General features: G+C 64.0%; 24 protein-coding genes. 16 read left to right on the plus strand and 8 right to left on the minus strand.

The features are described 5' to 3' along the window. Positions 1–34 precede the first annotated feature (34 nt). Both B5M41_RS11085 and creD read left to right on the plus strand, forming a co-directional pair. On the plus strand, positions 35–364 hold the full coding sequence (locus tag B5M41_RS11085; protein ID WP_134649871.1) for a DUF1236 domain-containing protein: 330 nt from the start codon (positions 35–37) through the stop codon (positions 362–364). A gap of 172 nt (positions 365–536) precedes the next feature. After that, a complete protein-coding gene (creD, locus tag B5M41_RS11090) occupies positions 537–1,967 on the plus strand; it encodes a cell envelope integrity protein CreD (protein ID WP_134649872.1) in 1,431 nt (476 codons plus the stop codon). A 77-nt stretch (positions 1,968–2,044) separates the two neighbouring features. On the opposite strand, the gene B5M41_RS11095 is transcribed toward creD, so the two are convergent. Next, positions 2,045–3,235 carry a hypothetical protein gene (locus B5M41_RS11095; RefSeq protein ID WP_134649873.1) on the minus strand — a complete coding sequence of 397 codons (1,191 nt, stop codon included), beginning with the start codon at positions 3,233–3,235 and terminating at the stop codon, positions 2,045–2,047. 208 nt (positions 3,236–3,443) lie between these two features. Here B5M41_RS11095 and parC point away from each other — a divergent pair, with 208 nt between their 5' ends. Next, complete coding sequence (gene parC / locus B5M41_RS11100) at positions 3,444–5,696, plus strand: DNA topoisomerase IV subunit A (protein ID WP_134649874.1); 2,253 nt, start codon at positions 3,444–3,446, stop codon at positions 5,694–5,696. Here parC and B5M41_RS11105 read toward each other — a convergent pair whose 3' ends face one another. The 5 genes from B5M41_RS11105 to B5M41_RS11125 form a co-directional block, all read right to left on the minus strand. Then, the gene (locus B5M41_RS11105; protein ID WP_134649875.1) at positions 5,697–6,086 is read right to left on the minus strand and encodes a type II toxin-antitoxin system death-on-curing family toxin; all 390 of its coding nucleotides are present in this window, start codon (positions 6,084–6,086) and stop codon (positions 5,697–5,699) included. Beyond that, positions 6,083–6,304 (minus strand): AbrB/MazE/SpoVT family DNA-binding domain-containing protein, encoded by a 222-nt coding sequence (locus tag B5M41_RS11110; RefSeq protein WP_134649876.1) that lies wholly within the window; start codon positions 6,302–6,304, stop codon positions 6,083–6,085. The genes B5M41_RS11105 and B5M41_RS11110 overlap by 4 nt, the downstream gene beginning before the upstream one ends. A gap of 55 nt (positions 6,305–6,359) precedes the next feature. Further along, positions 6,360–7,277 (minus strand): DMT family transporter, encoded by a 918-nt coding sequence (locus B5M41_RS11115; RefSeq protein WP_134649877.1) that lies wholly within the window; start codon positions 7,275–7,277, stop codon positions 6,360–6,362. Positions 7,278–7,295: 18 nt separating this feature from the next. Further along, positions 7,296–8,060, minus strand: a complete 765-nt coding sequence (locus B5M41_RS11120) for an arginyltransferase (RefSeq protein WP_134649878.1) — start codon at positions 8,058–8,060, stop codon at positions 7,296–7,298. A gap of 105 nt (positions 8,061–8,165) precedes the next feature. After that, on the minus strand, positions 8,166–8,630 hold the full coding sequence (locus B5M41_RS11125) for an RDD family protein (RefSeq protein ID WP_134649879.1): 465 nt from the start codon (positions 8,628–8,630) through the stop codon (positions 8,166–8,168). Positions 8,631–8,753: 123 nt separating this feature from the next. On the opposite strand from B5M41_RS11125, the gene B5M41_RS11130 reads away from it, so the two are divergent. After that, positions 8,754–9,260, plus strand: coding sequence for a hypothetical protein (locus tag B5M41_RS11130; RefSeq protein WP_134649880.1), 507 nt, complete (start codon positions 8,754–8,756; stop codon positions 9,258–9,260). 49 nt (positions 9,261–9,309) lie between these two features. Here B5M41_RS11130 and hemB read toward each other — a convergent pair whose 3' ends face one another. Then, positions 9,310–10,326 carry a porphobilinogen synthase gene (gene hemB / locus B5M41_RS11135; protein WP_134649881.1) on the minus strand — a complete coding sequence of 339 codons (1,017 nt, stop codon included), beginning with the start codon at positions 10,324–10,326 and terminating at the stop codon, positions 9,310–9,312. A 126-nt stretch (positions 10,327–10,452) separates the two neighbouring features. On the opposite strand from hemB, the gene B5M41_RS11140 reads away from it, so the two are divergent. The 12 genes from B5M41_RS11140 to B5M41_RS11195 all read left to right on the plus strand — a co-directional run bounded on the left by B5M41_RS11140 (position 10,453) and on the right by B5M41_RS11195 (position 22,846). Continuing rightward, a complete protein-coding gene (locus tag B5M41_RS11140; protein ID WP_329959091.1) occupies positions 10,453–10,923 on the plus strand; it encodes a DUF6163 family protein in 471 nt (156 codons plus the stop codon). 130 nt (positions 10,924–11,053) lie between these two features. After that, positions 11,054–11,566, plus strand: a complete 513-nt coding sequence (gene ldtR / locus B5M41_RS11145; protein ID WP_134649883.1) for a transcriptional regulator LdtR — start codon at positions 11,054–11,056, stop codon at positions 11,564–11,566. A 275-nt stretch (positions 11,567–11,841) separates the two neighbouring features. After that, the gene (locus B5M41_RS11150; protein WP_134649884.1) at positions 11,842–13,164 is read left to right on the plus strand and encodes a L,D-transpeptidase family protein; all 1,323 of its coding nucleotides are present in this window, start codon (positions 11,842–11,844) and stop codon (positions 13,162–13,164) included. 190 nt (positions 13,165–13,354) lie between these two features. Further along, positions 13,355–14,653 (plus strand): serine hydroxymethyltransferase, encoded by a 1,299-nt coding sequence (gene glyA / locus B5M41_RS11155; RefSeq protein WP_134649885.1) that lies wholly within the window; start codon positions 13,355–13,357, stop codon positions 14,651–14,653. 66 nt (positions 14,654–14,719) lie between these two features. Next, on the plus strand, positions 14,720–15,199 hold the full coding sequence (nrdR, locus tag B5M41_RS11160; protein WP_134649886.1) for a transcriptional regulator NrdR: 480 nt from the start codon (positions 14,720–14,722) through the stop codon (positions 15,197–15,199). Beyond that, positions 15,200–16,300, plus strand: coding sequence for a bifunctional diaminohydroxyphosphoribosylaminopyrimidine deaminase/5-amino-6-(5-phosphoribosylamino)uracil reductase RibD (ribD, locus tag B5M41_RS11165; RefSeq protein ID WP_134649887.1), 1,101 nt, complete (start codon positions 15,200–15,202; stop codon positions 16,298–16,300). It abuts the gene before it with no gap. Further along, positions 16,300–16,914: a riboflavin synthase gene (locus B5M41_RS11170; RefSeq protein WP_134649888.1), complete on the plus strand. Its 615-nt coding sequence runs from the start codon at positions 16,300–16,302 to the stop codon at positions 16,912–16,914. Before ribD ends, B5M41_RS11170 begins: the two co-directional genes overlap by 1 nt. Positions 16,915–17,046: 132 nt before the next feature. After that, positions 17,047–18,183 (plus strand): GGDEF domain-containing protein, encoded by a 1,137-nt coding sequence (locus B5M41_RS11175; protein ID WP_134649889.1) that lies wholly within the window; start codon positions 17,047–17,049, stop codon positions 18,181–18,183. Between the two features lie 155 nt (positions 18,184–18,338). Further along, positions 18,339–18,800 carry a 6,7-dimethyl-8-ribityllumazine synthase gene (gene ribH, locus B5M41_RS11180; RefSeq protein WP_134649890.1) on the plus strand — a complete coding sequence of 154 codons (462 nt, stop codon included), beginning with the start codon at positions 18,339–18,341 and terminating at the stop codon, positions 18,798–18,800. Continuing rightward, the gene (nusB, locus tag B5M41_RS11185; protein ID WP_134649891.1) at positions 18,797–19,279 is read left to right on the plus strand and encodes a transcription antitermination factor NusB; all 483 of its coding nucleotides are present in this window, start codon (positions 18,797–18,799) and stop codon (positions 19,277–19,279) included. The genes ribH and nusB overlap by 4 nt, the downstream gene beginning before the upstream one ends. Before the next feature lie 14 nt (positions 19,280–19,293). Continuing rightward, a complete protein-coding gene (locus tag B5M41_RS11190; RefSeq protein WP_134649892.1) occupies positions 19,294–20,520 on the plus strand; it encodes an MFS transporter in 1,227 nt (408 codons plus the stop codon). 190 nt (positions 20,521–20,710) lie between these two features. Then, positions 20,711–22,846: a sodium-translocating pyrophosphatase gene (locus tag B5M41_RS11195; RefSeq protein WP_134649893.1), complete on the plus strand. Its 2,136-nt coding sequence runs from the start codon at positions 20,711–20,713 to the stop codon at positions 22,844–22,846. 72 nt (positions 22,847–22,918) lie between these two features. Here the strand turns inward: B5M41_RS11195 and B5M41_RS11200 are convergent, their stop codons facing one another. Further along, positions 22,919–23,395 carry an outer membrane protein assembly factor BamE gene (locus B5M41_RS11200; protein ID WP_167719150.1) on the minus strand — a complete coding sequence of 159 codons (477 nt, stop codon included), beginning with the start codon at positions 23,393–23,395 and terminating at the stop codon, positions 22,919–22,921. Between the last annotated feature and the right edge of the window lie 128 nt (positions 23,396–23,523).

The raw sequence follows: 23,523 nt of genomic DNA on the forward strand, positions 1-23,523 counted from the left end.
ACCGTTCTTCTGCCATCGACAAAGGAGAACGAACATGACCAGCAAGCTCATTCTCGCCGGCGCGGCCGCCTTTCTCTCGCTGTCCGCAACGGCCTACGCCCAGGATACGGTCATCATCCAGCAGACCGATCCGGTCATGACCGAATCGACGGTCGTGGTCCCCGGCGGCGTGCGCACCTACGTTCTGGAACAGCAGGTGCCGTCCGTGACCTATGAGGGCGATGTCCTCGAAGGCCGCGTCATTCCCGAGACCGTCGAAATCTACCCGGTCGAGGGCTACACCGATTACGGCTACACCGTGGTCAACGAGCGCCGCGTGATCGTCGATCCGCAGACCCGCACCGTGGTCCAGGTCCTCGAATAAGCCTGCACCCATTGGAAACCCGGCCCCTGCGCCGGGTTTCCGCTGTCCGTGACGCAGCGCGACAATGCCGCGAATTCGCCGTCACTCGATCCCAATTCCGCGAACAATCGGTCGAAATGCACCCCTAGCGTGAGCGCGCCTATAATGGCGAACAACGACTGGAGGGACTTCCATGACCGAACCGCATTCCGACGATCCTGCTTCCACACCACCCCGGCCGCTGCCTTATGCGGAGCCGCGCGGCAATCTCGGCGCCTTGCTGCGCTCGCCCGGCGTCAAGTTCATCATGATCGGCGTCATTTCGGTGGCGCTTCTCGTGCCGCTGCTCCTCGTCTGGGGCCTCACCGAAGAACGCGCCGACCGGGCGAGGGAGGTCTCCAACCGCATTTCCCACGGCTGGGGCGGGGATCAGGCGGTCAACGGCCCCTATATCGCCGTGCCGTTCGAAGTCATGCGCAGCCGGCAGGTGGACGGGCGCACCCTGGTCGAAAGGGTCACGGAATGGGCGCTCGTCATGCCCGAGACGCTGGACGTGACGGCCGACCTCAAGGCGGAGGAACGCCGCCTGTCGATCTACACGCTGCCGGTCTATAACGGCGCCCTCACGCTCAAGGGCCGCTTCGGCGCCGGCATCCTGCAGGATCTCGCCCGGTTCGACGGCACGCCGGATTTCAGCCGCGCCATCCTCGTGCTCAACATCAACGACATCACCGGCATCCGCTCGGATGCGGGCGTGAAGATCGACGATGGCCCGGTCCTTCCGTTCGATCCCGGCATGCGGCAGATTTCCGCAATGGGCGTGGCCGGCACGATGGATTACGGCCGGTCGCAGTCGAATGCCGGCGTCCACCGCCCGATCGACCGGGCGCTGATCGAAAAGGGATTTGCCTTCGACATCGCCTTGTCGCTGAACGGCTCGCGCAGCTTCGCCGTGGCGCCCGCCGGGCAGACGACGAGCTTCCAGGCGAAGGCGAACTGGCCGCATCCGGGCTTCGAAGGCCTGTTCCTGCCGGAGAAGAAAACCATCACCGACAAGGACTTCACCGCGACGTGGACGATCCCCTATCTCGCGCGCGGCATCGACAAGGCCGTGTCGGGATCCATGCTGCCCTTGTCGGAGAGCCTGATGAGCATCAACCTCGTGGAGCCCGTGCAGTTCTACCAGGTCGTGTCGCGCACGCTGAAATACTCCATCGGCTTCATCTCGCTCGTCTTCCTCGCCGTCTTCGTCGTGGAGCTGAAAGGCGGGCGCATGGTGCACTGGATCCAGTATGTGCTGACGGGCCTCGCGCTCATCGTGTTCTACGTGCTCTTGCTGGCGCTGGCCGAGCATGCGGGCTTCACGCTCGCCTACGCCATCGCCGCCATCGCCACGACGCTCCTCATCTCCGCCTATCTCGGCAGCGCGACGGCAAGCCGCAGGAACGGCGTGGCCCTCGGCACGGTACTGCTGGCGGCCTACGGCATCATGTATCTGGTGCTGCGCGAGGATGAATATGCCCTGCTGGCCGGGGCGATCATCTCCTTCACCGCCATTGCCGCAACCATGTATGCGACGCGCCGGGTGGACTGGTCGGGACGCGACGTCCCGGCGCAGCCCTGATGCGAAGCCTGGAACGCAAAAGGCCCGGAGCGATGCTCCGGGCCTTCAATGTCAGGCGAAACGCCGAAGGGCGGGCCTTATTCGTTGGCCGTGACGGTGACGCCGAGGACCTGCGGAATGGTCTGCGGTGCACCCATGGCGGCACCCATGATCATCGGGAACGGCACCGGCTCCTTCGGCTCGGCGCTGATCTTGATGCTCTTCGGGTCGTCCAGGTAGGTGTTGACGGCAGCCGAGATCTGGTTCTGCAGGTCGGGCATGTTGAGCTGCGCGATCATGATCGGAACCAGGCCCTTCAGCGACTGTGCCATCTGGTCGCCCGTGACACCCTGTTCGCTGCCGGCGTAGTCGAGCAGCTTCTTGGTGATCGAGGCGTCCTCAAACGAGATGGTGGCGTTGTTGAAGGTCAGTTGCTGGACGAGGCCCATCATGGCCATGCCCATGGCTGCGTTGGCCTCTTCCTTGTTCGGATTGGCCTCTGCGGTCTTGAGCGCTTCCTGCATGTTCTTGATGAAGTCGAGCGTGTAGCCCGAGAAGGCGAGCTGCAGGTTCAGGCGGCCGATATCCTTGAAGTCGAAGGCATATTCGTCCACGGCGAGCTTGCCGCTGGCCAGTTCCCAGTTGCCGGCCATCGAAACTTCGCCTTCGAGCGACTGGATGCCGAGCTTGTTGAGCGTGTCCTTGGCCTTGGGGTCTTCGACACTCGTCAGGTCAGCCTTGAGGTCGGAGAACTTGGCGTCGAACTCCAGGCCTGCATCGTTGTCCATGCGGGTGATGTTTGTCTCCATGCCGGACATGGAGAAGACTTCCTTGCCCTTGGAGGTGACGCTGATCGGGCCGGCGCTGGCGGATTCGTACATCAGCAGCGATTCCAGCGTGCCGGGAACGATCTTGCCGGGCACGACGACGCCGTTGAGGGCGAGGTCCTTCGCCGAGACGGTGGATTCTGCTTCGGTGACGTTGACGTCTTCGAAGCCGATGGTTTCGATCGTGTAGCCGCCGTCGCCGTCTTCTTCGACGCCTTCCATGGTGACGGTGCCGAGCTTGATCGGGGTGTCGGTGCCGGTTGCCTTCAGTTCGGTGCCTTCCAGCGTCACGGTGGAGCCGTCGACGGCAACATTCGAGTAACCGACAGAAACGCCGCTCGTGGCATAGGTGGCGTTCAGCTTGGTCATCAGGTCCGCACCGTCAAGCGCGAAAGCGGGGCTTGCCAGGGTGGCGAGCGCGGCGCCTGCGAGAAGGCTGCGGAAGTGGGAGGTGCGCATCATTGATTGGCTCTCTTTCTGGTTTTCTGAACGGCTGCCTTGCCGTACCGCCTCTAGACGAGCGGCGGGGCGACTATATTCGGCTGTTTGCAACTTTCCATGTATTTCTTGTGTCCCGCGGCGATTTCACCAACAGCCTTTACAAGCGCTATCCACAGGCGGATCGCCCGGATTCCTTGCCGCGAATCGGTATGAAGGTTAGTCAAGACCCATGGGACAAAACGCTTTGCCGCCTGATGGCGGAGACGACCACATCCAGCCTATTGACCTCAAGGCGGCGCTTGAAGAGCGCTACCTGGCCTATGCGCTGTCGACCATCACGCAGCGCGCGCTGCCGGATGTGCGCGACGGCCTGAAGCCGGTTCACCGCCGTATCATCCATGCCATGAGCGAGATGGGCCTCAGGTCCAATTCCTCCTTCAAGAAATGCGCGCGTATCGTCGGCGACGTCATCGGTAAATTCCACCCGCACGGCGACCAGTCGGTCTACGACGCCCTCGTGCGTCTCGCGCAGGACTTCTCGCAGCGCTATCCGATCGTCGACGGGCAGGGCAACTTCGGCAATATCGATGGCGACAATGCGGCCGCCTATCGATACACCGAAGCGCGCATGACCGAGGTCGCGATGCTGCTCCTCGAGGGCATCGATCAGGATGCGGTCGACTTCCGCAAGACCTACAACGAGGAAGACGACGAGCCGGTCGTGCTGCCGGGCGCCTTCCCGAACCTCCTGGCCAACGGTTCGTCCGGCATCGCGGTCGGCATGGCGACGTCCATTCCCTCGCACAACGTGCACGAACTGTGCGACGCAGCACTTCACCTGATCCGCAACCGCGATGCCGATGTCGAGAAGCTGGTCGAATTCGTGCAGGGCCCGGACCTGCCGACGGGCGGCGTCATCATCGACAGCCGTGAAAGCATCATCGAGGCCTACAGGACGGGCCGCGGCGGTTTCCGCGTGCGCTCCAAGTGGGAGACTGAGGATCTGGGCCGTGGCGGCTACCAGATCGTCATCACCGAAATTCCCTATCAGGTGCAGAAGTCGCGCCTGATCGAGAAGATCGCCGAACTGCTGATCGCCCGCAAGCTGCCGCTTCTGGAGGATATCCGCGACGAATCGGCGGAAGACGTGCGCATCGTGCTGGTGCCCAAGAGCCGCACCGTCGATCCGACGATCCTGATGGAATCGCTTTTCAAGCTCTCCGAGCTGGAAAGCCGCATTCCGCTCAACATGAACGTTCTGTCGATGGGGCGCGTGCCGAAGGTCATGGGCCTGAAGGACGTTCTCGTCGAGTGGCTCGATCATCGCCGCGACGTGCTCCAGCGCCGTTCGCGCTTCCGCCTGGCCGCCATCGACCGCCGGCTGGAAATCCTCGGCGGTTACCTGATCGCCTATCTCAACCTCGACGAGGTGATCCGCATCATCCGCGAGGAGGACGAGCCGAAGACGTCTCTCATGGAGACGTTCTCGCTGACGGACGTCCAGGCCGAAGCGATCCTCAACATGCGCCTGCGTTCGCTGCGCAAGCTCGAGGAATTCGAGATCCGCACCGAGTTCGACACGCTGTCGAAGGAGAAGGCGGAGATCGAGGCGCTGCTCGCCTCCGACGAGAAGCAGTGGCAGACCGTCGCCTGGGAGATCGGCGAGGTCCGCAAGAAATTCGCCAAAGCGACCGAACTCGGCCGCCGCCGCACGCAGTTCGCAAGCGCCCCGGACGCCGATATCGAGGCCATCCAGCAGGCGATGATCGAGAAGGAGCCGGTAACGGTCGTCATCTCCGAAAAGGGATGGGTGCGCGCGCTGAAGGGGCACATCGCCGATACGTCCGGCCTCCAGTTCAAGGAAGGCGATGCGCTGAAGGTGGCCTTCCCCGCACAGACCACGGACAAGGTTCTGATCATGACGACGGGCGGCAAGGTCTTCACGCTCGGCGCCGACAAGCTGCCGGGCGGGCGTGGCCACGGCGAGCCGTTGCGCATCATGGTCGACATGGAGAACGATCAGGACGTGCTGACGGCCTTCGTGCACGATCCCGCGCGCAAGGTCATCGTCGCCTCGCAGGCCGGCAACGGCTTCATCGTCTCGGAAACCGAAATGGTCGCCAACACCCGCAAGGGCAAGCAGGTGATGAATGTCGGCATGCCGGATGAGGCCAAGCTCGTCGTGCCGGTGCGCGGCGATCATGTGGCCGTCGTCGGCGAAAACCGCAAGATGCTGGTCTTCCCGCTGTCGCAGCTGCCCGAGATGTCGCGCGGCAAGGGCGTGCGCCTGCAGCGCTACAAGGACGGCGGCGTCTCCGATATCCGTTGCTTTGCGATGGAGGATGGCCTGTCCTGGGACGACAGCGCCGGCCGCAACTTCGTGCGCAACAGGGACGAGCTGGCCGAATGGCTGGGCGACCGCGCCACTGCCGGCCGAACCGTGCCGAAGGGTTTTCCCCGCAGCGGCAGGTTCAGCGGCTGATCATCCGGGATAGGGGACGCTGACGTCGCGCAAAAACCGCGTCGCGCCCTCTTCATCGATCTCGCCCGCCGCGACGGCGAGGACGAACGTGTAGAGGGTCGCGTCGTCGGTCGCGATCTCGTAGCCGTTCTCCATCAGGAAAACGGCAGCGGTGACGATGGCGATGCGCTTGTTGCCGTCGACGAAGGCGTGATTTCTCGCCAGGCCGAAAAGGTAGGCCGCCGCGAGTTCGAAAATGTCATTGCATCCGTAGACTGCCTTGTTGACAGGCCTTGATAACGCCGACTCGAAAGCGTTTTCGTCGCGCAGGCCGCTGGCACCGCCAAATCGCTGGATTTGCACGGCCTGCAAGCGCTCCACAAGCGCCCGCTCCAAAAAGACGACGCTCATTCGGCAAGCTTCTTCAGGGCGACCTTGTAGCGATCCATGAATTTTTCGGCGTGTCCGAGCTGCCGGTCGAAATCGCCATCGGCGGCGGCGAGGATAATCTTGTCCCCATCGCTGGTCATGGTGATCTCGTCCCCCGCCTTGACGCCCATGCGGTCGAGGACGTCCTTGGGGATGATGATGCCTTCCGAATTGCCGATCTTGCGGATGGTGATGTTCATGGTTTTAGCTCCGTTATAACCAAGTTATAACATGCGCCCCGGCCAGTCTCAAGGATCAGTGCGTGAGGGGGAGCTCCACTGCCACGCCGTTTGCCTGTGCGGCGCGGGATTTGGAACGCATCTGCCACAGCGAGTGGCCGAGCAGGGCGAGGGTGAGAATGGCCCCGCCGATCAGCGTCTGCGTCGTGGGGGTTTCGGAGAAGGCGATCCACACCCAGACGGGCGCCAGCACCGTCTCCACGAGATAGAACATGCCGACTTCCGGTGCCGAGAGGTAGCGCGGGCCGGTGGCGAGGCACCAGAAGGCGAGGGGCAGCAGCACGAGGCCGTTGAGCAGGATATAGAACGGTTCGGCGACGATAAGGCCGCCGGGCGGCAGGAAGAACACCGCGAGAACGCCCGGCAGCAGGGTGGCGACCAAAGGAACGAAGCCCATTTCCGCGCCGCTTTTGCGGCTGAGCGTCAAGGATGCCGCAAGCAGGAAGGCGGAACAGGCCGCCATCGCGTCGCCGAAGACGTTTCCGCTGGAAAGCCCGTCATGGACGATCAGCAGAACCCCACCGCCCATGGCGGCCATGGTGAGGAGCGTCGCATTGGACGGACGCTCGCCGAGGAAAATCCAGGAAAGGATCGCCGCGAACATCGAGGTGAAGGCGAGGATGAAAACCACATTGGCGGTGGTGGTGTTGAACACCGCCAACATGAAGGTGAGGCCGTTGATGCCGTAGAACAGCGCGATCAGAAGGCCGACGCGGCCGGGCACCAGAACGGTCCTGCGGCGCAGCACGAAATTCAGCCCGGCCCACAGGACGAGCGCCATCCCGAAAACGGCTACGTTCCGGACGACGACCATCGACCAGAACTCGCCATGGGCGGAACGGATCAGCGGGATATCGAAGGAGAGGGCGAGACCGCCGATGGCGGTTATCAGAAGACCCTTGCGGTGAAGGGCGGGATCGTTCGTATGGGGCAAGGCGGGACCGGGAATCGACTACGAGGCTGCACTATCCCCATCATAGCGCTCCCATCCGCGCGGCATCAGGTGCTCTTGCGGCAAAAACTTTGTCTTATAGTCCATTTTGCGCGATCCCTTGACCCAATAGCCGAGATAGACATGCGGCAGGCCGAGCGCCCTGGCGCGCCTGATGTGGTCGAGGATCATGAAGGTGCCGAGCGAACGATCGGCCCGCTCGGTGTCATAGAAGGAATAGACCATGGAAAGGCCGTCTCCCATGCGGTCGGTGAGCGCGACCGCCAGCAATTCGCCTTGCGGACGCTCCTTGAGGCCCGCACCTTCCTCGCGCAGACGATATTCGATGATGCGCGTGTTGACGTGGGTGTCCTCCACCATCATCGCATAGTCGAGAACCGACATGTCGGACATGCCGCCCTTCTGGTGGCGGGCATCGAGGTAACCGCGGAACAGCGAATACTGCTCGCTGGAGGGTTCGGCGGGGTAATCGCGCGAGACGAGATCGGCATTGGCGGCCAGCACACGCCGCATGGTGCGGCGCGGCTCGAACTCGTTGACGAGGATGCGCACCGAGATGCAGGCCCGGCAGCTTTCGCAGGCCGGGCGGTAGGCGATGTTCTGCGAGCGGCGGAAGCCGCCCTGGGTGAGGAGATCGTTCAGTTCCGGCGCGCGCTCACCCACCAGATGGGTAAACACCTTCCGCTCCATCTCCTGCGGCAGATAGGGGCAAGCCGCCGGCGCGGTGAGATAGAATTGCGGGGAGGATGTTGCGTGCGTGTTCATCGGCCGTAAGGCGTACCCGTCGCTCTGTGACACTTCTATGCCAATACCATGGCCTAGTTCGGGAAAAGGTCAACTGGCGGATTTCGTCCGTGTGTTCTCGTCCCCTCAATAACGATCGCGGCGAACCACCACCGTGCCGAGAAGAAGATCGTGCAGCAGGCGGCCGCGATCGGTGAAGAGGCCGACAAGCACGATGAAGGGCGTCAGCACCACATTGCCGATCCAGAACAGGACGAGATGCACGACGGCCGTCAGGAAGTCGATCGGACGACCATCCGTCCGGGCCAGCATGAGGCCCATGGCGTTCATGCCCGCACTGGCCTGGCTCGGCCCGCCCATCGTGAAGCCGAAATAGAACAGCGCGACGATGGTGAACAGCGCCGGATAGAGGAAGAAGCCGAGGCCGAGCGTCAGGATGCCGAGGAAGAAGACCACCACGGCAGCAGGCACCCAGAGCAGCGCGATGATCGCGTAGTCGATCAGGAAAGCGAAGACGCGCCGCGACAGCACGCCACGATAGGCCTGCCAGTCCGTCGTCGGAACCCGCGTTTCGTTGAAATCAGCGCTCATCTGCCTGTCTCCGTCGTGGATCATGATCCAGATATGGGAATTTTTGCGCGGAAAACAACGGATGGAGTTCCTTATCTCCGTTTTAAGGCTGCGGCCCGAAAATCAAAATGCAAGGAGATACTGATGAAGGAAAACAATCAAGGACCATGGATGCACGCCGGTGAGGATCTGCGCAAGGACGCCCCTTTCTTTGCGTCTGTCGGGTTGTCTTTCGGTTTGCTGCAATATGTCGGCTACAACTACTTCGCCAAGGCGAACTGGGGCGGCGACCTGCTGTTCGAACATATTCCCTTCTATTCGCTCTTCCTCGCGACCATCTTCCTTTGGTTCGCCAAGGGCCTGTGGGAATGGCAGCGCAGCAAGCGCGAGATGAAGCGCGTACAGGCGCTAATCGCGCATGTGGCCGCGAGGACAGTCGGTTTCGCCTCTGCGAGCGCATCCGTGGTATTCGGATTCGCAATGGCGCCCCTATTGTGGGGCGCCTATTGGCATGCCTGCATGCTTCTCTTTTGCGCCGTCTATCTTATGTCGATCGCGGAGATTGCGGCTAATCCTTTGTTCGGGAAAGGATGCTCCCGGACCTATTTTACCGCCATGATCGTCATAATCACGATCCCGCTTATCTTTTGATCTGAATTCACCTTACGCCCGAAAGGCGAGTTCGGCCCGACGCGAAGGATTATCCCCGCTTCGCGAGATGCCGCGCGACATCCATGGCGAAATAGCTGAGGATGCCGTCGCAGCCGGCGCGCTTGAAGGCGAGCAGGGTTTCGAGCATCACGCGCTCGCCGTCGATCCAGCCGTTCAGCGCGGCGGCCTTGATCTGGCTGTATTCGCCCGAGACCTGATAGGCGAAGACGGGAAGCCCGAAGGCTTCCTTCATGCGCCAACAGATGTCGAGATAGGGCAGGCCGGGCTTGACCATGAGCGTGTCGGCGCCTTCCTCGACATCGAGCGCGGCATCGCGGATCGCCTCGGTGCCGTTGGCCGGATCGATGTAATAGGTCTTCTTGTCGCCCTTCAGCAGGCCGCCGGTGCCGATGGCGTCGCGGTACGGGCCGTAGAAGGCGGAGGCGAACTTGGTGGCATAGGCCATGATGCCGACATTCTGGTGCCCGGCCTCGTCCAGCGCGCGGCGGATCACGCCGATGCGGCCGTCCATCATTTCCGACGGCGCGATGATGTCGGAACCGGCATCGGCCTGGATGACCGCCGCCCTGGCGACAAGCTCGACCGTCTCGTCGTTGACGATGACATCGCCGCGCAGCACGCCGTCATGGCCGTGGCTGGTGAAGGGATCGAGCGCGACATCGGTAATGACGCCGATATTGGGCACGGCCTGCTTGATGGCACGGGTCGCCTCGTTGATGAGGTTGTTTGCGGCAAGACAGTGGGAACCGGTTTCGTCGCGCAGCGCCATGTCGATATTGGGGAAGGTGGCGATGGCCGGAATGCCGAGATCGGCCGCTTCCTTCGCCGCCTCGACCAGCTTGTCGATGCTCATCCGGTTGACGCCCGGCATGGCGGCGACGGGGTCGACGACATTGGTGCCGGGCACGACGAAGGCGGGCCAGATGAGATCGTCGACCGTCAGGCGGTTTTCCTGCACCAGCCGTCTCGTCCAGTCGGCCTTCCGGTTGCGCCGCATGCGGCGGTGCCCGGTGATCTCGTCGACGATGTTTCTGCTGCCGGTCATGATGCCGCTTCCTTGCTGGATGTGTTTTCCGCTCCTTACCACGCCGGCCCCGTCAATCAAATCGCGAGCGATCGGGAGGGCTGCGGCATATGGCCGTGCGCGGCGCAAAATGCCGGGGCGCTCTTTATGCGGACAAACCTTGCCCTTACTGTCGGCCGCATGCTCGCTGATTCTGCCAAGGGCCTGAGGCCAAGCCTGACCGAAACGCTGTTCGTGCTGTTCCTGCGGCTCGTGGCGGTGACGTCGCTTTGGTTCGCGCTTCAATATTGGGCCATGCTGACCGGTCTCTCGCTGGGCGGGGCAGGGCGCTTCGACCTGCTGCCGCCGGCATGGAAGGCCGCCGCGACCGCGCTTGCGGTTCTATTTCCCGTCGCCGCCGTCGGCCTGTGGCTTCTCGTGTCCTGGGGGCCGGTGATCTGGCTGATCGCGGCGGCCACCGAGATCGCCATGCACGAGGTCTTTCCGTCCGTCTTCGGCATCAACCGGCTGCTGGTCTTCGCGCATGTCGCGGTGGCCGCAACCTTCCTGATTTTCCACGCCGCGCTCTTCCTCCAGCGCCGCCGCCAGGCCCGCACGGTAAGAACTGATTCACCGTGAGACAGCATCGGCCTCTGGTAAGGCGCTGTTAAGGCTGCGGTTTAAGTAGAATTTTAGATGCATTCGTTAGGTTCTCACTCAAGGCGGGAAAACAAACCACACCGCCAAACAAAACAGTGAGGCAGTAACAATGAACACCAAGATGAAGCCCCAGCAGGCCCCGGTCGTCGATCAGCAGGAAGATGCGATCCGCAACCTCTATCTGGAATCCCTCCACCTCGTCGAGCGTCTGCACCGCCGTCTGCTCGATGTGATCAAGGACGAGTTCGACCGTGCCGGTCGCTCCGATGTCAACGCCGTCCAGGCGCTGCTCCTCTTCAACATCGGCAACTCGGAACTGACCGCCGGCGAGCTGCGCTCGCGCGGTTACTATCTCGGCTCGAACGTTTCCTACAACGTCAAGAAGCTGGTCGATCTCGGCTTCATCAACCACCAGCGCTCGCGCATCGACCGTCGCTCGGTCCGCATCAGCCTGACGGAAAGCGGCCAGGAAATCGCCGAGACCGTCGCAAGGCTCTACGAGCGCCATATCGGCTCGATCCAGAAGGTCGGCGGCATCGGCGAAGGCGAGTTCAACCAGATGAACAAGCTGCTCCAGCGTCTCGACCGCTTCTGGAACGACTCGATCCTGTACCGCCTGTAAGCGCGACAGTCGTCTCGACCTCCTCCTCAAAAGCCGGCCGCGTTCCCTGCGCGTCCGGCTTTTCACGTTTTCGTGCAAGGCCCTACGCCGCCCGCCGAGACACGAATTGGCCATATTGCTATGACACCCGGACGCTGGGCTTAAGGTATGCGCGGGCGGCACGGCCGGTTTGCGTTTGTTAACCCTGTTCGTGATAGCTGCATCGGGTATGAACCGCGGTTCACGTGCCCGCGCGCCCGCCGCTTTGAACGGCGTCTCAGGAGATGGTAGGATAGATGTCTCGCAAAACCGAAACTGATGTGTTCTCGCGCCGCGCATTTCTGCGCTCCGCCGCAACCTTCGGCGCCGCCGCCGTTGCCGGCCCGGCTCTGGCCCAGACGGCGCTTGACGATGTCCTGAATGCACCGCGCCGCGGCAACTGGGACGACCAGTTCGATGCACAGGCCTCGCGTGCATCCGCAGCCGTCCAGTCCAACAATCCGATCCTGGGCTCGGGTTCGGTCCCCAACATCCAGCAGGCGATTTCCGACTACCAGCAGATCGTGTCGAACGGCGGCTGGCCGCAGGTCAATTCGTCCCAGAAGCTGCAGATCGGCGTCGTCGATTCCGGCGTGCAGGCGCTTCGCCAGCGCCTGATCATCTCGGGCGACCTGCCGCGCGCCGCCGGCATCTCCGACTCCTTCGATTCCTACGTCGATGGCGCGGTCAAGCGTTTCCAGGCCCGCCACGGCCTGCCGCAGGACGGCGTTCTCGGCGAATACACGCTGAAGGCCATGAACGTGCCCGCCACGACCCGCCTCAGCCAGCTGAACACCAACCTCGTTCGCCTGCAGACCATGTCGGGCGACCTCGGCCAGCGCTATGTGATGGTGAACATCCCGGCCGCCTATATCGAGGCGGTGGAAGGTGGTCGCGTGGCCTCGCGCCACGTCGCCGTGGTCGGCCGCATGAGCCGTCCGACGCACATCATCAATTCCAAGATCTATGAGGTCATCCTCAACCCCTACTGGACGGCGCCCCGCTCGATCATCGAGAAGGACATCGTGCCGCTGATGCGTCAGGACCCGACCTATCTGGCGCGCAACAACATCCGCCTCATCGACGGCAAGGGCCAGGAAGTGGCGCCGGAAACCGTGGACTGGAATGCCGAGAAGGCGCCGAACCTGATGTTCCGCCAGGACCCGGGCAAGATCAACGCCATGTCCTCGACGAAGATCAACTTCCACAATCCGAACAACGAATACATGCACGACACGCCCCAGCAGGGCCTGTTCAACAAGCTGATGCGCTTCGAATCCTCCGGCTGCGTGCGCGTGCAGAACGTGCGCGACCTGACGACCTGGCTGCTGCGCGACACGCCCGGCTGGTCGCGCGAGAAGATCGAGCAGGTCATCAACTCCCGCGTCAGCTCGCCGATCCGGCTGGCGACCGAGGTGCCGGTCTACTTCGTCTACATCTCGGCATGGTCGGCCCGCGACCGCGTCGTCCAGTTCCGCGACGACATCTACCAGATGGACGGCGCCACGGAACTGGCGCTCCAGACCGGCTACAACCAGGAAGGCGGCCAGTCCGTCGAGAGCAATCTGCTGCCGCAATAAGGCAATCGGCTCAAAACCGTCGAAAGCCCCGCATCCCAAGGGATCGCGGGGCTTTTGCTTTTCAGGTCTTCGCGCTCTGTCGTTTTTGTTGCAGAAGATGCGTTGAAATGGCGCAAACCGTGGAGCGGATATTGCCCTTGCCATGCGAGGACGATAAACACCGTGCCACCACCCTTAAGGAGCCTCGAGGATGAGCCAGACTTCTGCCACCGACGTTTTCTTCACGCGTAACCTTGCCGATACGGATCCGGATATTTTCGGCGCGATCCAGAAGGAACTCGGTCGCCAGCGTCATGAAATCGAGCTGATCGCCTCCGAAAACATCGTGTCGCGCGCCGTGCTCGAAGCCCAGGGCTCGATCATGACGAACAAGTATGCCGAGGGCTACCCGGGCAAGCGCTACTACGGCGGCTGCCAGTTCGTCGACATCGCCGAGGAACTCGCCATCGAGCGCGCCAAGAAGCTGTTCGGCGTCAACTTCGCCAACGTGCAGCCGAATTCCGGCTCGCAGATGAACCAGGCCGTCTTCCTCGCGCTGCTCCAGCCGGGCGACACCTTCATGGGCCTCGACCTGAACTCGGGGGGACACCTGACGCACGGTTCGCCGGTCAACATGTCCGGCAAGTGGTTCAACGTCGTGTCCTACGGCGTTCGCGAAGGCGACAACCTGCTCGACATGGACGATGTCGCCGAGAAGGCCCGCAAGAACAAGCCGAAGCTCATCATCGCCGGCGGCACCGCCTATTCCCGCATCTGGGACTGGAAGCGCTTCCGCGAGATCGCCGATGAAGTCGGCGCCTATCTCATGGTCGACATGGCCCATATCGCCGGCCTCGTCGCCGGTGGCCAGCATCCGTCGCCGTTCCCGCATTGCCATGTCGCCACGACGACCACGCACAAGTCGCTGCGCGGCCCGCGCGGCGGCGTCGTGCTGACGAACGACGAGGACATCGCCAAGAAGATCAACTCGGCCGTCTTCCCGGGTCTCCAGGGCGGCCCGCTGATGCACATCATCGCGGCCAAGGCCGTGGCCTTCGGCGAGGCGCTGCAGCCGGAGTTCAAGGAATACGCCGCACAGATCGTCAAGAACGCCAAGGCGCTTTCCGAGACGCTGAAGGCCGGCGGCCTCGACATCGTCTCCGGCGGCACCGACAACCACCTGATGCTCGTCGACCTGCGCAAGAAGAACGCCACCGGCAAGCGCGCAGAAGCCGCCCTCGGCCGCGCTTACGTCACCTGCAACAAGAACGGCATTCCGTTCGACCCCGAAAAGCCCTTCGTCACCTCGGGCGTGCGTCTCGGCACGCCGGCCGGCACGACCCGCGGCTTCAAGGAAGCCGAGTTCAAGGAAATCGGCAACCTGATCGTCGAGGTTCTCGACGGCCTGAAGGTCGCCAATTCGGACGAAGGCAATGCGAGTGTCGAAGCCGGCGTGCGCGACAAGGTCCTCAAGCTGACCGAACGCTTCCCCATGTATTCCTACATGTAAGCCGGTCGTTCCAGGATACGGTGTTGCGCGGTTTCCGCCGGGAACCGCGCAGAGCAAGGAGAATTCATGCGCTGCCCCTATTGCGGTTCGGAAGATACGCAGGTGAAGGATTCCCGTCCCGCAGAGGACGGGGCCGCCATTCGCCGCCGGCGCATCTGCCCGGATTGCGGCGGTCGGTTCACCACCTTCGAGCGGGTGCAGCTGCGTGATCTCATGGTGGTCAAGAAGACGGGCCGCAAGGCCCCCTTCGACCGCGACAAGCTTTTGAAATCCTTCGAGATCGCGCTTCGCAAGCGGCCCGTCGACCGCGACCGTATCGAGCGCGCGGTTTCAGGGATCGTGCGCCGGCTGGAAAGCTCCGGCGAGACGGAAATCGCCTCGGAGGAAATCGGCCTCCAGGTGCTGGAGGCGCTGAAGGCGCTCGATGACGTGGGCTTCGTGCGTTACGCCTCCGTCTACCGCGACTTCTCCCATGTCGACGACTTCGAGAAGATCCTCGCCGAGGTCGCCGCCAAGATCGCCCGTGATCCGGGCGTCGATGGCTAGATGTCCGGCGGCGCGCGCGACGACATCAGGTTCATGGCGGCAGCACTTCGCCTCAGCCGCCGCAATCTCGGCCTGACGGCCACCAATCCTTCCGTCGCCTGCCTGATCGTCAAGGATGGCGTGGTTCTCGGCTCCGCCGTGACCGCGCCCGGCGGACGGCCGCATGCCGAAACGCAGGCGCTCGCCGAAGCCGGCGCGGCGGCACGCGGCGCAACGGCCTATGTCACGCTCGAACCCTGCTCCCATCACGGCAAGACGCCGCCCTGTGCCGATGCGCTCATCGCCGCCGGCGTCGCCCGCGTCGTCGTATCCGTCACCGATCCCGACATCCGCGTGGCGGGAAGGGGACTTTCCATGCTGCAAGCGGCCGGCATTGCCGTGGAGACGGGCGTGCTGGAGGCTGAAGGCCGCGCCGCGCTCGCCGCTTATCTCACGCGGCAGACGAAGAAGCGGCCCTATATGACTCTGAAACTTGCGGTTTCGAGCGACGGCATGCTCGGCCGGCTCGGGGCGGGGCAGGTGGCGATCACGGGGCCGGTATCGCGCGGGCAGGTGCATGTGCTGCGCGCCGAGACGGACGCGATCCTTGTCGGCATCGGCACCGCCCTTGCCGACGATCCCGAACTGACCTGCCGCTTGCCGGGACTGGAAGCCCGCTCGCCGGTCCGCATCGTGCTCGATCCGCGGCTGGAACTGCCGGTGACGTCGAAGCTGGCGCGCACGGCGCGCGACGTGCCGGTGCTGCTTGTCGCCGAAAACGACGGCGAGGCCGATCCGGCCTTCATCGCCCGACGCGACGCGCTGGAGAGCCTTGGCGTCGAGGTGGTGGAATGCGACCCGCGCAAGCTCGACATGCTGCTTGTGGCGCTGGCCACGCGCGGGATATCCTCGCTGCTCGTGGAGGGCGGTGCGCGCACGGCGCGTTCCTTCCTCGATGCCGGCCTTGTCGATCGCATCCTGTTGTTTGGCGGCGCAGCCCCCCTTGGCAGCGACGGGGTGCCATCCCCATCTGTGCCGGGGCGGGCGCCGGAGGGCTTTTCGCTTCGCCATACGGCCCGCTACGGCGCCGATAGTCTGGAAGAATACGAAAGAGACGATTGATGTTTACCGGCATTGTCACGGATATTGGAACGGTGGAAAAGGTCGAGCCGATGAACGAGGGGGTTCGCCTGCGCGTGCGCACCGCCTACGACCCGGCGACCATCGACATGGGCGCATCCATCGCCCATTCCGGCACCTGCCTCACCGTCACCGCTTTGCCGGAAGAGGGGTCGAATGCCCGCTGGTTCGAGGTGGAGGCCTGGGAAGAGGCCCTGCGCCTCACCACCATCGGCAGTTGGACCACCGGCACCCGCATCAATCTCGAGCGTTCGCTGAAGATCGGCGACGAACTGGGCGGCCACATCGTTTCCGGCCATGTCGATGGCAAGGCCGAAATCCTGTCCGTCGAGGCCGAGGGCGATGCCACCCGTTTCCGCATCCGCGCGCCCGAGGGACTGGAGCGCTTCGTCGCGCCGAAGGGATCGGTCGCGCTCGACGGCACGTCGCTGACCGTCAACGCGGTGGACGGTGCGGTTTTCGACGTGCTGCTCATCCGCCACACGCTGGAGGTCACGACCTGGGGCGAACGCAAGGCGGGGGACTTCGTCAATTTCGAGGTCGATACCATGGCCCGCTATGCCGCGCGCCTCGCGGAGTTTCCGGCCAAGCCGTGACTCGCGCGTGACGCCGGGCGACGCCGGTGTGGACTGATACGGGACACCGGCAAAATTTAACAAGGGGCGTAAGACTCTGGATACTTCTGCGTCTTTAGGGTGGCGCATTGGACCGCTGGAGACCGCCCCTGCATGACGCCAGACTACAACACCCTGCTCCTTGCGATCGGGCTGTCCGGCTTTTGCCTTTCCGCCACCTTGTTTGCGTCCTGGTTGTCGGCCCGCGTGGAGCGTTTCCTGTTGTCCTGGGCGATCGGCATCGGCATCATCGTGGCGGCGGTCGGCGTCTATAGCCTCTATGTCGAGAATGCCGGCATCGGCATCACCTGCCTTGCCTTCGTGCTCCAGTTCGGCGGTTTCGCCTTCATCTACGGCGCGGCCTACCGCTTCCGCACCGGCCGGCGCGGACGCTGGCGCATTGCCGCCGTGTTCCTCGCATCGTCGGCTGTCAGCATTCCATGGATCCCGTTCGGCCTCGACGGTGTAGCGCTCATCGCGCTGAACCTCGTGATCGCGGCAACGCTTGTCGCGACGGCATGGGAGTACTGGCTCGGCCGCGCGGAAGCGCCGCTGCCGCTGACCGGTATTGTCACGCTCTACGTTCTGGTGGCGACCTCCTTCGTGCTTTGCGCCGGCGTGCTTCTGGAGCAGCGCCAGTGGTCGATCGGCCATGCGCCGGACAACTGGGCGGAAAATCTCAATCTGATCGCGGCGATCCTCGGCATAACCGGCATCGGCGCCATGTCGCTGGCGCTGAACCAGTGGCGCATCGCCGGCGCACACCAGCGCACGGCGATGACCGATGCCCTCACCGGCCTTCTCAACCGCCGCGCGCTTTTCGACCGCTACGGCGAGGAGACCGTCTTCGCCCATCGTGCGGCCATCGCCTTCGACCTCGACAACTTCAAGGCCGTGAACGATCAGTACGGCCATGCCGCCGGCGATGCGGTGCTGAAGTGCTTTGCCGAAGTCCTCGTGGAGGCCTGCGGAACCGGCGTCTGCATCGCCCGCCTTGGCGGCGAGGAATTCGTGGTGGTCATGGACCGCGCCGTGCTGGACCGCGTGGCGCGCGTCGCGGAACGCATCCGGGCGGATTTCGCCGCGCGGCTCATCCCCACCGGCAAGGGATCGATCAACTGCACCGTCAGCGCCGGCATCGCCTTCGGCAGCGACACCGGTCTGAGCTTCGACGCGCTGCTGAGCAATGCGGACAAGGCGCTCTACACGTCCAAGCACAACGGCCGCAATCGCGTATCGCTTGCCGCCTGACGACCGGCCTGAACGGGGCTGCGGCGGGCCCGCAAGCCCGTCTGCGGGGCCGAAAACGCCGCAGGCGGCGGAAATTGCTTGCCAAGCCTCGTTCGGCATGGTTTGACCGCCGCCTCTGCCCGCCATGCCGGGCCTGCTCCATTTTCAGGTGATTCATGGCCAACACCGATAATCCTCATCTTCTGATCGTCGAAGCGCGCTTCTATGACGACATGGCCGATGCGATGCTCGACGGCGCGAAACACGCGCTGGAAGCCGCCGGCGCCACCTTCGATGTCGTGACCGTCATGGGCGCGCTGGAAATTCCCGCCGCCGTCGCCATGGCGCTCGACGGCATGGACAATGGCGGCACCTGGTATGACGGTTTCGTCGCGCTCGGCATGGTCATCCGTGGCGAGACCTATCATTTCGATATCGTCGCCAACGAATCCTGCCGCGCGCTGATGGACATCGCCGTCAGCGAGAGCCTGCCGATCGGCAACGGCATCCTGACCGTCGAGAACGACGAGCAGGCCTGGGCGCGCGCCCGTCGTTCGGAAGGCGACAAGGGCGGCTTTGCCGCCCGTGCGGCCCTCACCATGATCGAGCTGAAGAAGAAACTGGGCGGCGAACAGTGACCAGCGAAAACAATTCCCACCCCGTCAAGCCGGCCAACCAGCGCGGTGCCGCGCGTCTTGCCGCCGTGCAGGCGCTCTACCAGATGGATGTCGGCGGCACCGGCGTTCTCGAGATCGTCGCCGAGTACGAGACGCACAGGCTCGGACAGGAAATCGACGGCGACACCTACCTCAAGGCCGATGCGGGCTGGTTCCGCTCCATCGTATCGGGCGTCGTGCGCGACCAGCGCCAGCTCGATCCGATGATCGGCGCGGCCCTGCAGGATGACTGGGCGCTGTCGCGTCTCGATTCCACCGTGCGCGCCATCCTGCGTGCCGGCACGTTCGAGCTCAAGGAGCGCAAGGATGTGCCGGTGGCGGTCATCGTCACCGAATATGTCGAGATCGCCAAGGCGTTCTTCGAGGAAGACGAACCCAAGCTGGTGAATGCCGTCCTCGACCGCATCGCCAAGCAGGTCCGGGTCGAACAACGCAAGTAAAGCGGTAGACAGGCATGAGCGCGAATACGGTCGAAGGTCTTGAACGGGAGCTTTCGGCCGCGCGCCGCAACGTGTTCCTGCTGACGCTGGCGCAGGCGCTTCTCGCGTCCGCCGGACCGATCGTCTTCTCGGTCGGCGGCCTTGCCGGCTACAATCTGCTGGGACAGGACAAGTCGCTCGCGACCGCGCCGCTTACCGGCTTCAACATCGGCGTGGCGCTCGGCGCCGTGTTTGTCGCCATCGCCGCGCGCCTGCTCGGCCGTGCGCATGGCTTCATGGTCGGTTCGCTGGTGGGCGCCGGCGGCGGGCTGGTCGCGGCCATCGCGCTGTTCCGAAGCGATTTCTGGCTGTTCGCCCTGGGCTTCCTGCTGGTGGGCATTTCCAGCGGCTTCGCGCAGAAGATCCGTTTCGCCGCCGCCGATGCCTCGCCGTCCTTCTACAAGCCGCGCGCGATCTCCTGGATCCTGGCGGGCGGCGTGCTCTCGGCGATGCTCGGCCCCCAGGTGGTGATCTTCACCAGGGACCTGTTCGAGCCGGTGATGTTCGCCGGCGCCTTCGTGGCGCTCGTGCCGCTGTGCGGTGCTGCCATCCTGCTGTTCTTTTTCCTGCGCCTGCCCGACCACAAGGCGGCGGGTGCTGCGAGCGGCGAGCCGGCCCGGCCGCTCGGCGAGATCGTGCTCACGCAGCGCTTCCTGACGGGCATGATCTGCGGCATTTCCACCTACGCGCTGATGACCTTCATGATGACCGGCGCACCGCTCGCCATGGTCATCGGCTGCGGCTTCTCGCCGGATCTCGCCACGCTCGGCATCCAGTGGCATGTGCTGGCCATGTTCGCGCCGAGCTTCGTCACCGGCATGCTGATCCAGCGCTTCGGCAGCGAGGCGGTCGTGGCTGCCGGCCTCGTCATCCTGATGGCCTGCGCGGGCATCGCGCATATGGGCATCGAGCTGTGGAACTTCTGGGGGGCGCTCATCCTGCTCGGCGTCGGCTGGAACTTCGGCTTCATCGGCTCGACCGCCATCGTCGCCTCCAGCTACCGGCCCCACGAGGCCGACAAGGTGCAGGGCTTCCACGACATCATCCTGTTCGGCACGGTGGCGCTCGCCTCCTTCTCCTCCGGCAAGGTGTTCACCGCCTATGGCTGGCAGGCCATCAACATGATGTTCTGGCCCGTCACCGGCGTCAGCCTCTTCCTCGTCCTGATCCTCCTCTTGCGCAACCGCCGCAAGGCGGCCTGACGGCCCGCATCGGCCGCGGCGGCAAAATCCGCTCCCTCGACGCGTGTGGCGAGATGCGGCGGCTTGACGCGGCCGATTCGCAAACGCACTCTGGCCTCGCGCCGGCACCCGGCTTGTGAGGAGGCAAACCGGGCGCGGACGCATAGCGCTGCGGGAGAGGACCCGCGGCATCCAAGGAGGAAAGAGCGAAATGACCATATTGCTTGGCGTTATCGCATGCGGGTTGCTCTCGGTGGTCTATGCCATCTGGGCGACACGGTCGGTGCTTGCCGCCGACCAGGGGAATGCCCGCATGCAGGAAATTGCAGGTTATATCCGGGAAGGGGCACAGGCCTATCTCACCCGGCAGTACAAGACCATTGCCCTGGTCGGTGTTGTCGTCTTCGTCGGCACCTGGCTGCTTCTTTCCGCAACGGCTGCCATCGGGTTCCTGATCGGCGCCGTGCTGTCGGGCGTTGCCGGCTTCATCGGCATGCATGTGTCCGTCCGCGCCAATGTGCGCACGGCGCAGGCCGCGTCCGTCAGCCTGTCCTCCGGCCTCGACATCGCCTTCAAGTCGGGTGCGATCACCGGCATGCTGGTGGCCGGCCTCGCCCTTCTCGGCGTGTCGATCTACTACTGGGTCCTCACCGGCGTCCTCGGGCAGGAGCCCGCCTCGCGCGAGGTCATCGATTCGCTCGTCGCGCTCGGCTTCGGCGCCTCGCTGATCTCCATCTTCGCCCGTCTCGGCGGCGGTATCTTCACGAAGGGCGCCGACGTGGGCGGCGACCTCGTCGGCAAGGTGGAAGCCGGCATTCCCGAAGACGACCCGCGCAACCCCGCCACCATCGCCGACAATGTGGGCGACAATGTCGGCGACTGCGCCGGCATGGCGGCCGACCTCTTCGAGACCTATGCGGTGACGGTCGTCGCCACCATGGTTCTTGCGGCGATCTTCTTTGCCGGGACGCCCGTTCTGGCGTCGGCGATGATCTATCCGCTCGCCATTTGCGGCGCGTGCATCATCACCTCGATCGTCGGTTCGTTCTTCGTCAAGCTCGGCACGAACGGCTCGATCATGGGCGCCCTCTACAAGGGCCTGATCGTGACCGGCCTGCTGTCGATCCTCGGCCTTGCCGCCGCGACCACGCTGACCGTCGGCTGGGGCGTGATCGGCACGGTGGCCGGCAAGGAGATCACCGGCACGAACCTGTTCATCTGCGGCCTTCTCGGCCTCATCGTGACGGCGCTGATCGTCGTCATCACCGAATACTATACCGGCACCAACAAGCGCCCGGTCAACTCGATTGCCCAGGCATCGGTGACCGGCCACGGCACGAACGTCATCCAGGGCCTCGCGGTGTCGCTGGAATCGACGGCGCTGCCGGCGATCGTCATCGTCGGCGGCATCATCGCCACCTACCAGCTGGGCGGCCTCTTCGGCACCGGCATCGCCGTCACCGGCATGCTGGGCATTGCCGGCATGATCGTGGCGCTCGACGCCTTCGGCCCGGTCACCGACAATGCCGGCGGCATTGCCGAAATGTCCGGCCTCGACCCGGAGGTGCGCAAGTCGACCGACGCGCTCGACGCCGTCGGCAACACGACGAAGGCCGTGACCAAGGGTTACGCGATCGGTTCGGCCGGCCTCGGCGCGCTGGTGCTGTTTGCGGCCTATTCGAACGACCTTGCCTACTTCGCCGCCAATGGCGACAAGTATCCGTATTTCGCGGATATCGGCACGATCTCCTTCGACCTCTCCAACCCCTATGTGGTCGCAGGCCTGATCTTCGGCGGTCTCATCCCCTATCTCTTCGGCGGCATCGCGATGACGGCGGTGGGGCGTGCGGCGGGCTCGATCGTCGAGGAAGTGCGCCGGCAGTTCCGCGAAAAACCGGGCATCATGGCGGGAACGGAACGGCCCGACTACGGCCGCGCCGTCGACATGCTGACCAAGGCGGCCATCCGCGAGATGATCGTGCCGTCGCTCCTGCCGGTGCTGGCGCCGCTCGTCGTCTATTTCGGCGTGCTGCTGATCTCAGGCTCCAAGGCATCCGCCTTCGCCGCGCTCGGCGCCTCGCTGCTCGGCGTGATCGTCAACGGCCTGTTCGTCGCCATTTCGATGACATCCGGCGGCGGCGCCTGGGACAATGCGAAGAAGAGCTTCGAGGACGGTTTCGTCGACAAGGACGGCAACCGGCACGTGAAGGGTTCGGAAGCGCACAAGGCCTCCGTGACCGGTGATACCGTCGGCGATCCCTACAAGGACACGGCGGGCCCTGCGGTCAACCCGGCGATCAAGATCACCAATATCGTGGCGCTGCTGCTGCTGGCCGTCCTGGCCTGACCCTGAAAACCGCGCAAACAAAAACCGCGGGGAGCGATCCCCGCGGTTTCCTTTTGTCCTTGCGGTGCGCGCTTAGTTGTTGCCGCCCAGCATGCTTCTCATCATTGCACCGGGGTTTGCACCGCCGCGCAGCAGCTGGCCGAGGAAGGTCGTCTCGGCGCCGCCCGTCGGCGTGACGCGCTTGATCATGTCGAAGACCTTGCCGTCCTGCAGCGTGTAGTGGGCGAGGCGCTCGACATTGCCGTCCTTGTCGAAATAGACGGCCAGAACGCTCTGCTCCACGACTTTGGGCTTCATGAAAGCCATCGGGCGCGTGCGCTTCTGGGATATGTAGTAGAAGACCTCGTTGTCGAACGTCGCCGTCGAGGAGGGCGAGCCGAGCGAGAGCAGGACCTGTTCGCGCGACGAGCCGACGGGGGCAAGTGCAAGCGTTTCCTGGTCGATGACGTAGCCCTGGTGCATTACCTCGCCCATGCCCATGCCCTGGCAGCCTGCCAGAACGGATGCGGAGAGGGTGGCGGCAACGGCGGCACTACGCAACAGCTTCATATTCACAGCATCTCTCTTAACACTATCCCCGGGACGATGATGGCCGCGCAGCCATTGCAATTCATGCATGCTTCGGTAAACCAGCTTCGACCGTCATGCAACATGACTTGCGACGGCACCATGGTTTG

Origin of the sequence: Shinella sumterensis, from assembly GCF_004514425.2 — a bacterium.
Classification (GTDB): Bacteria; Pseudomonadota; Alphaproteobacteria; order Rhizobiales; family Rhizobiaceae; genus Shinella; species Shinella sumterensis.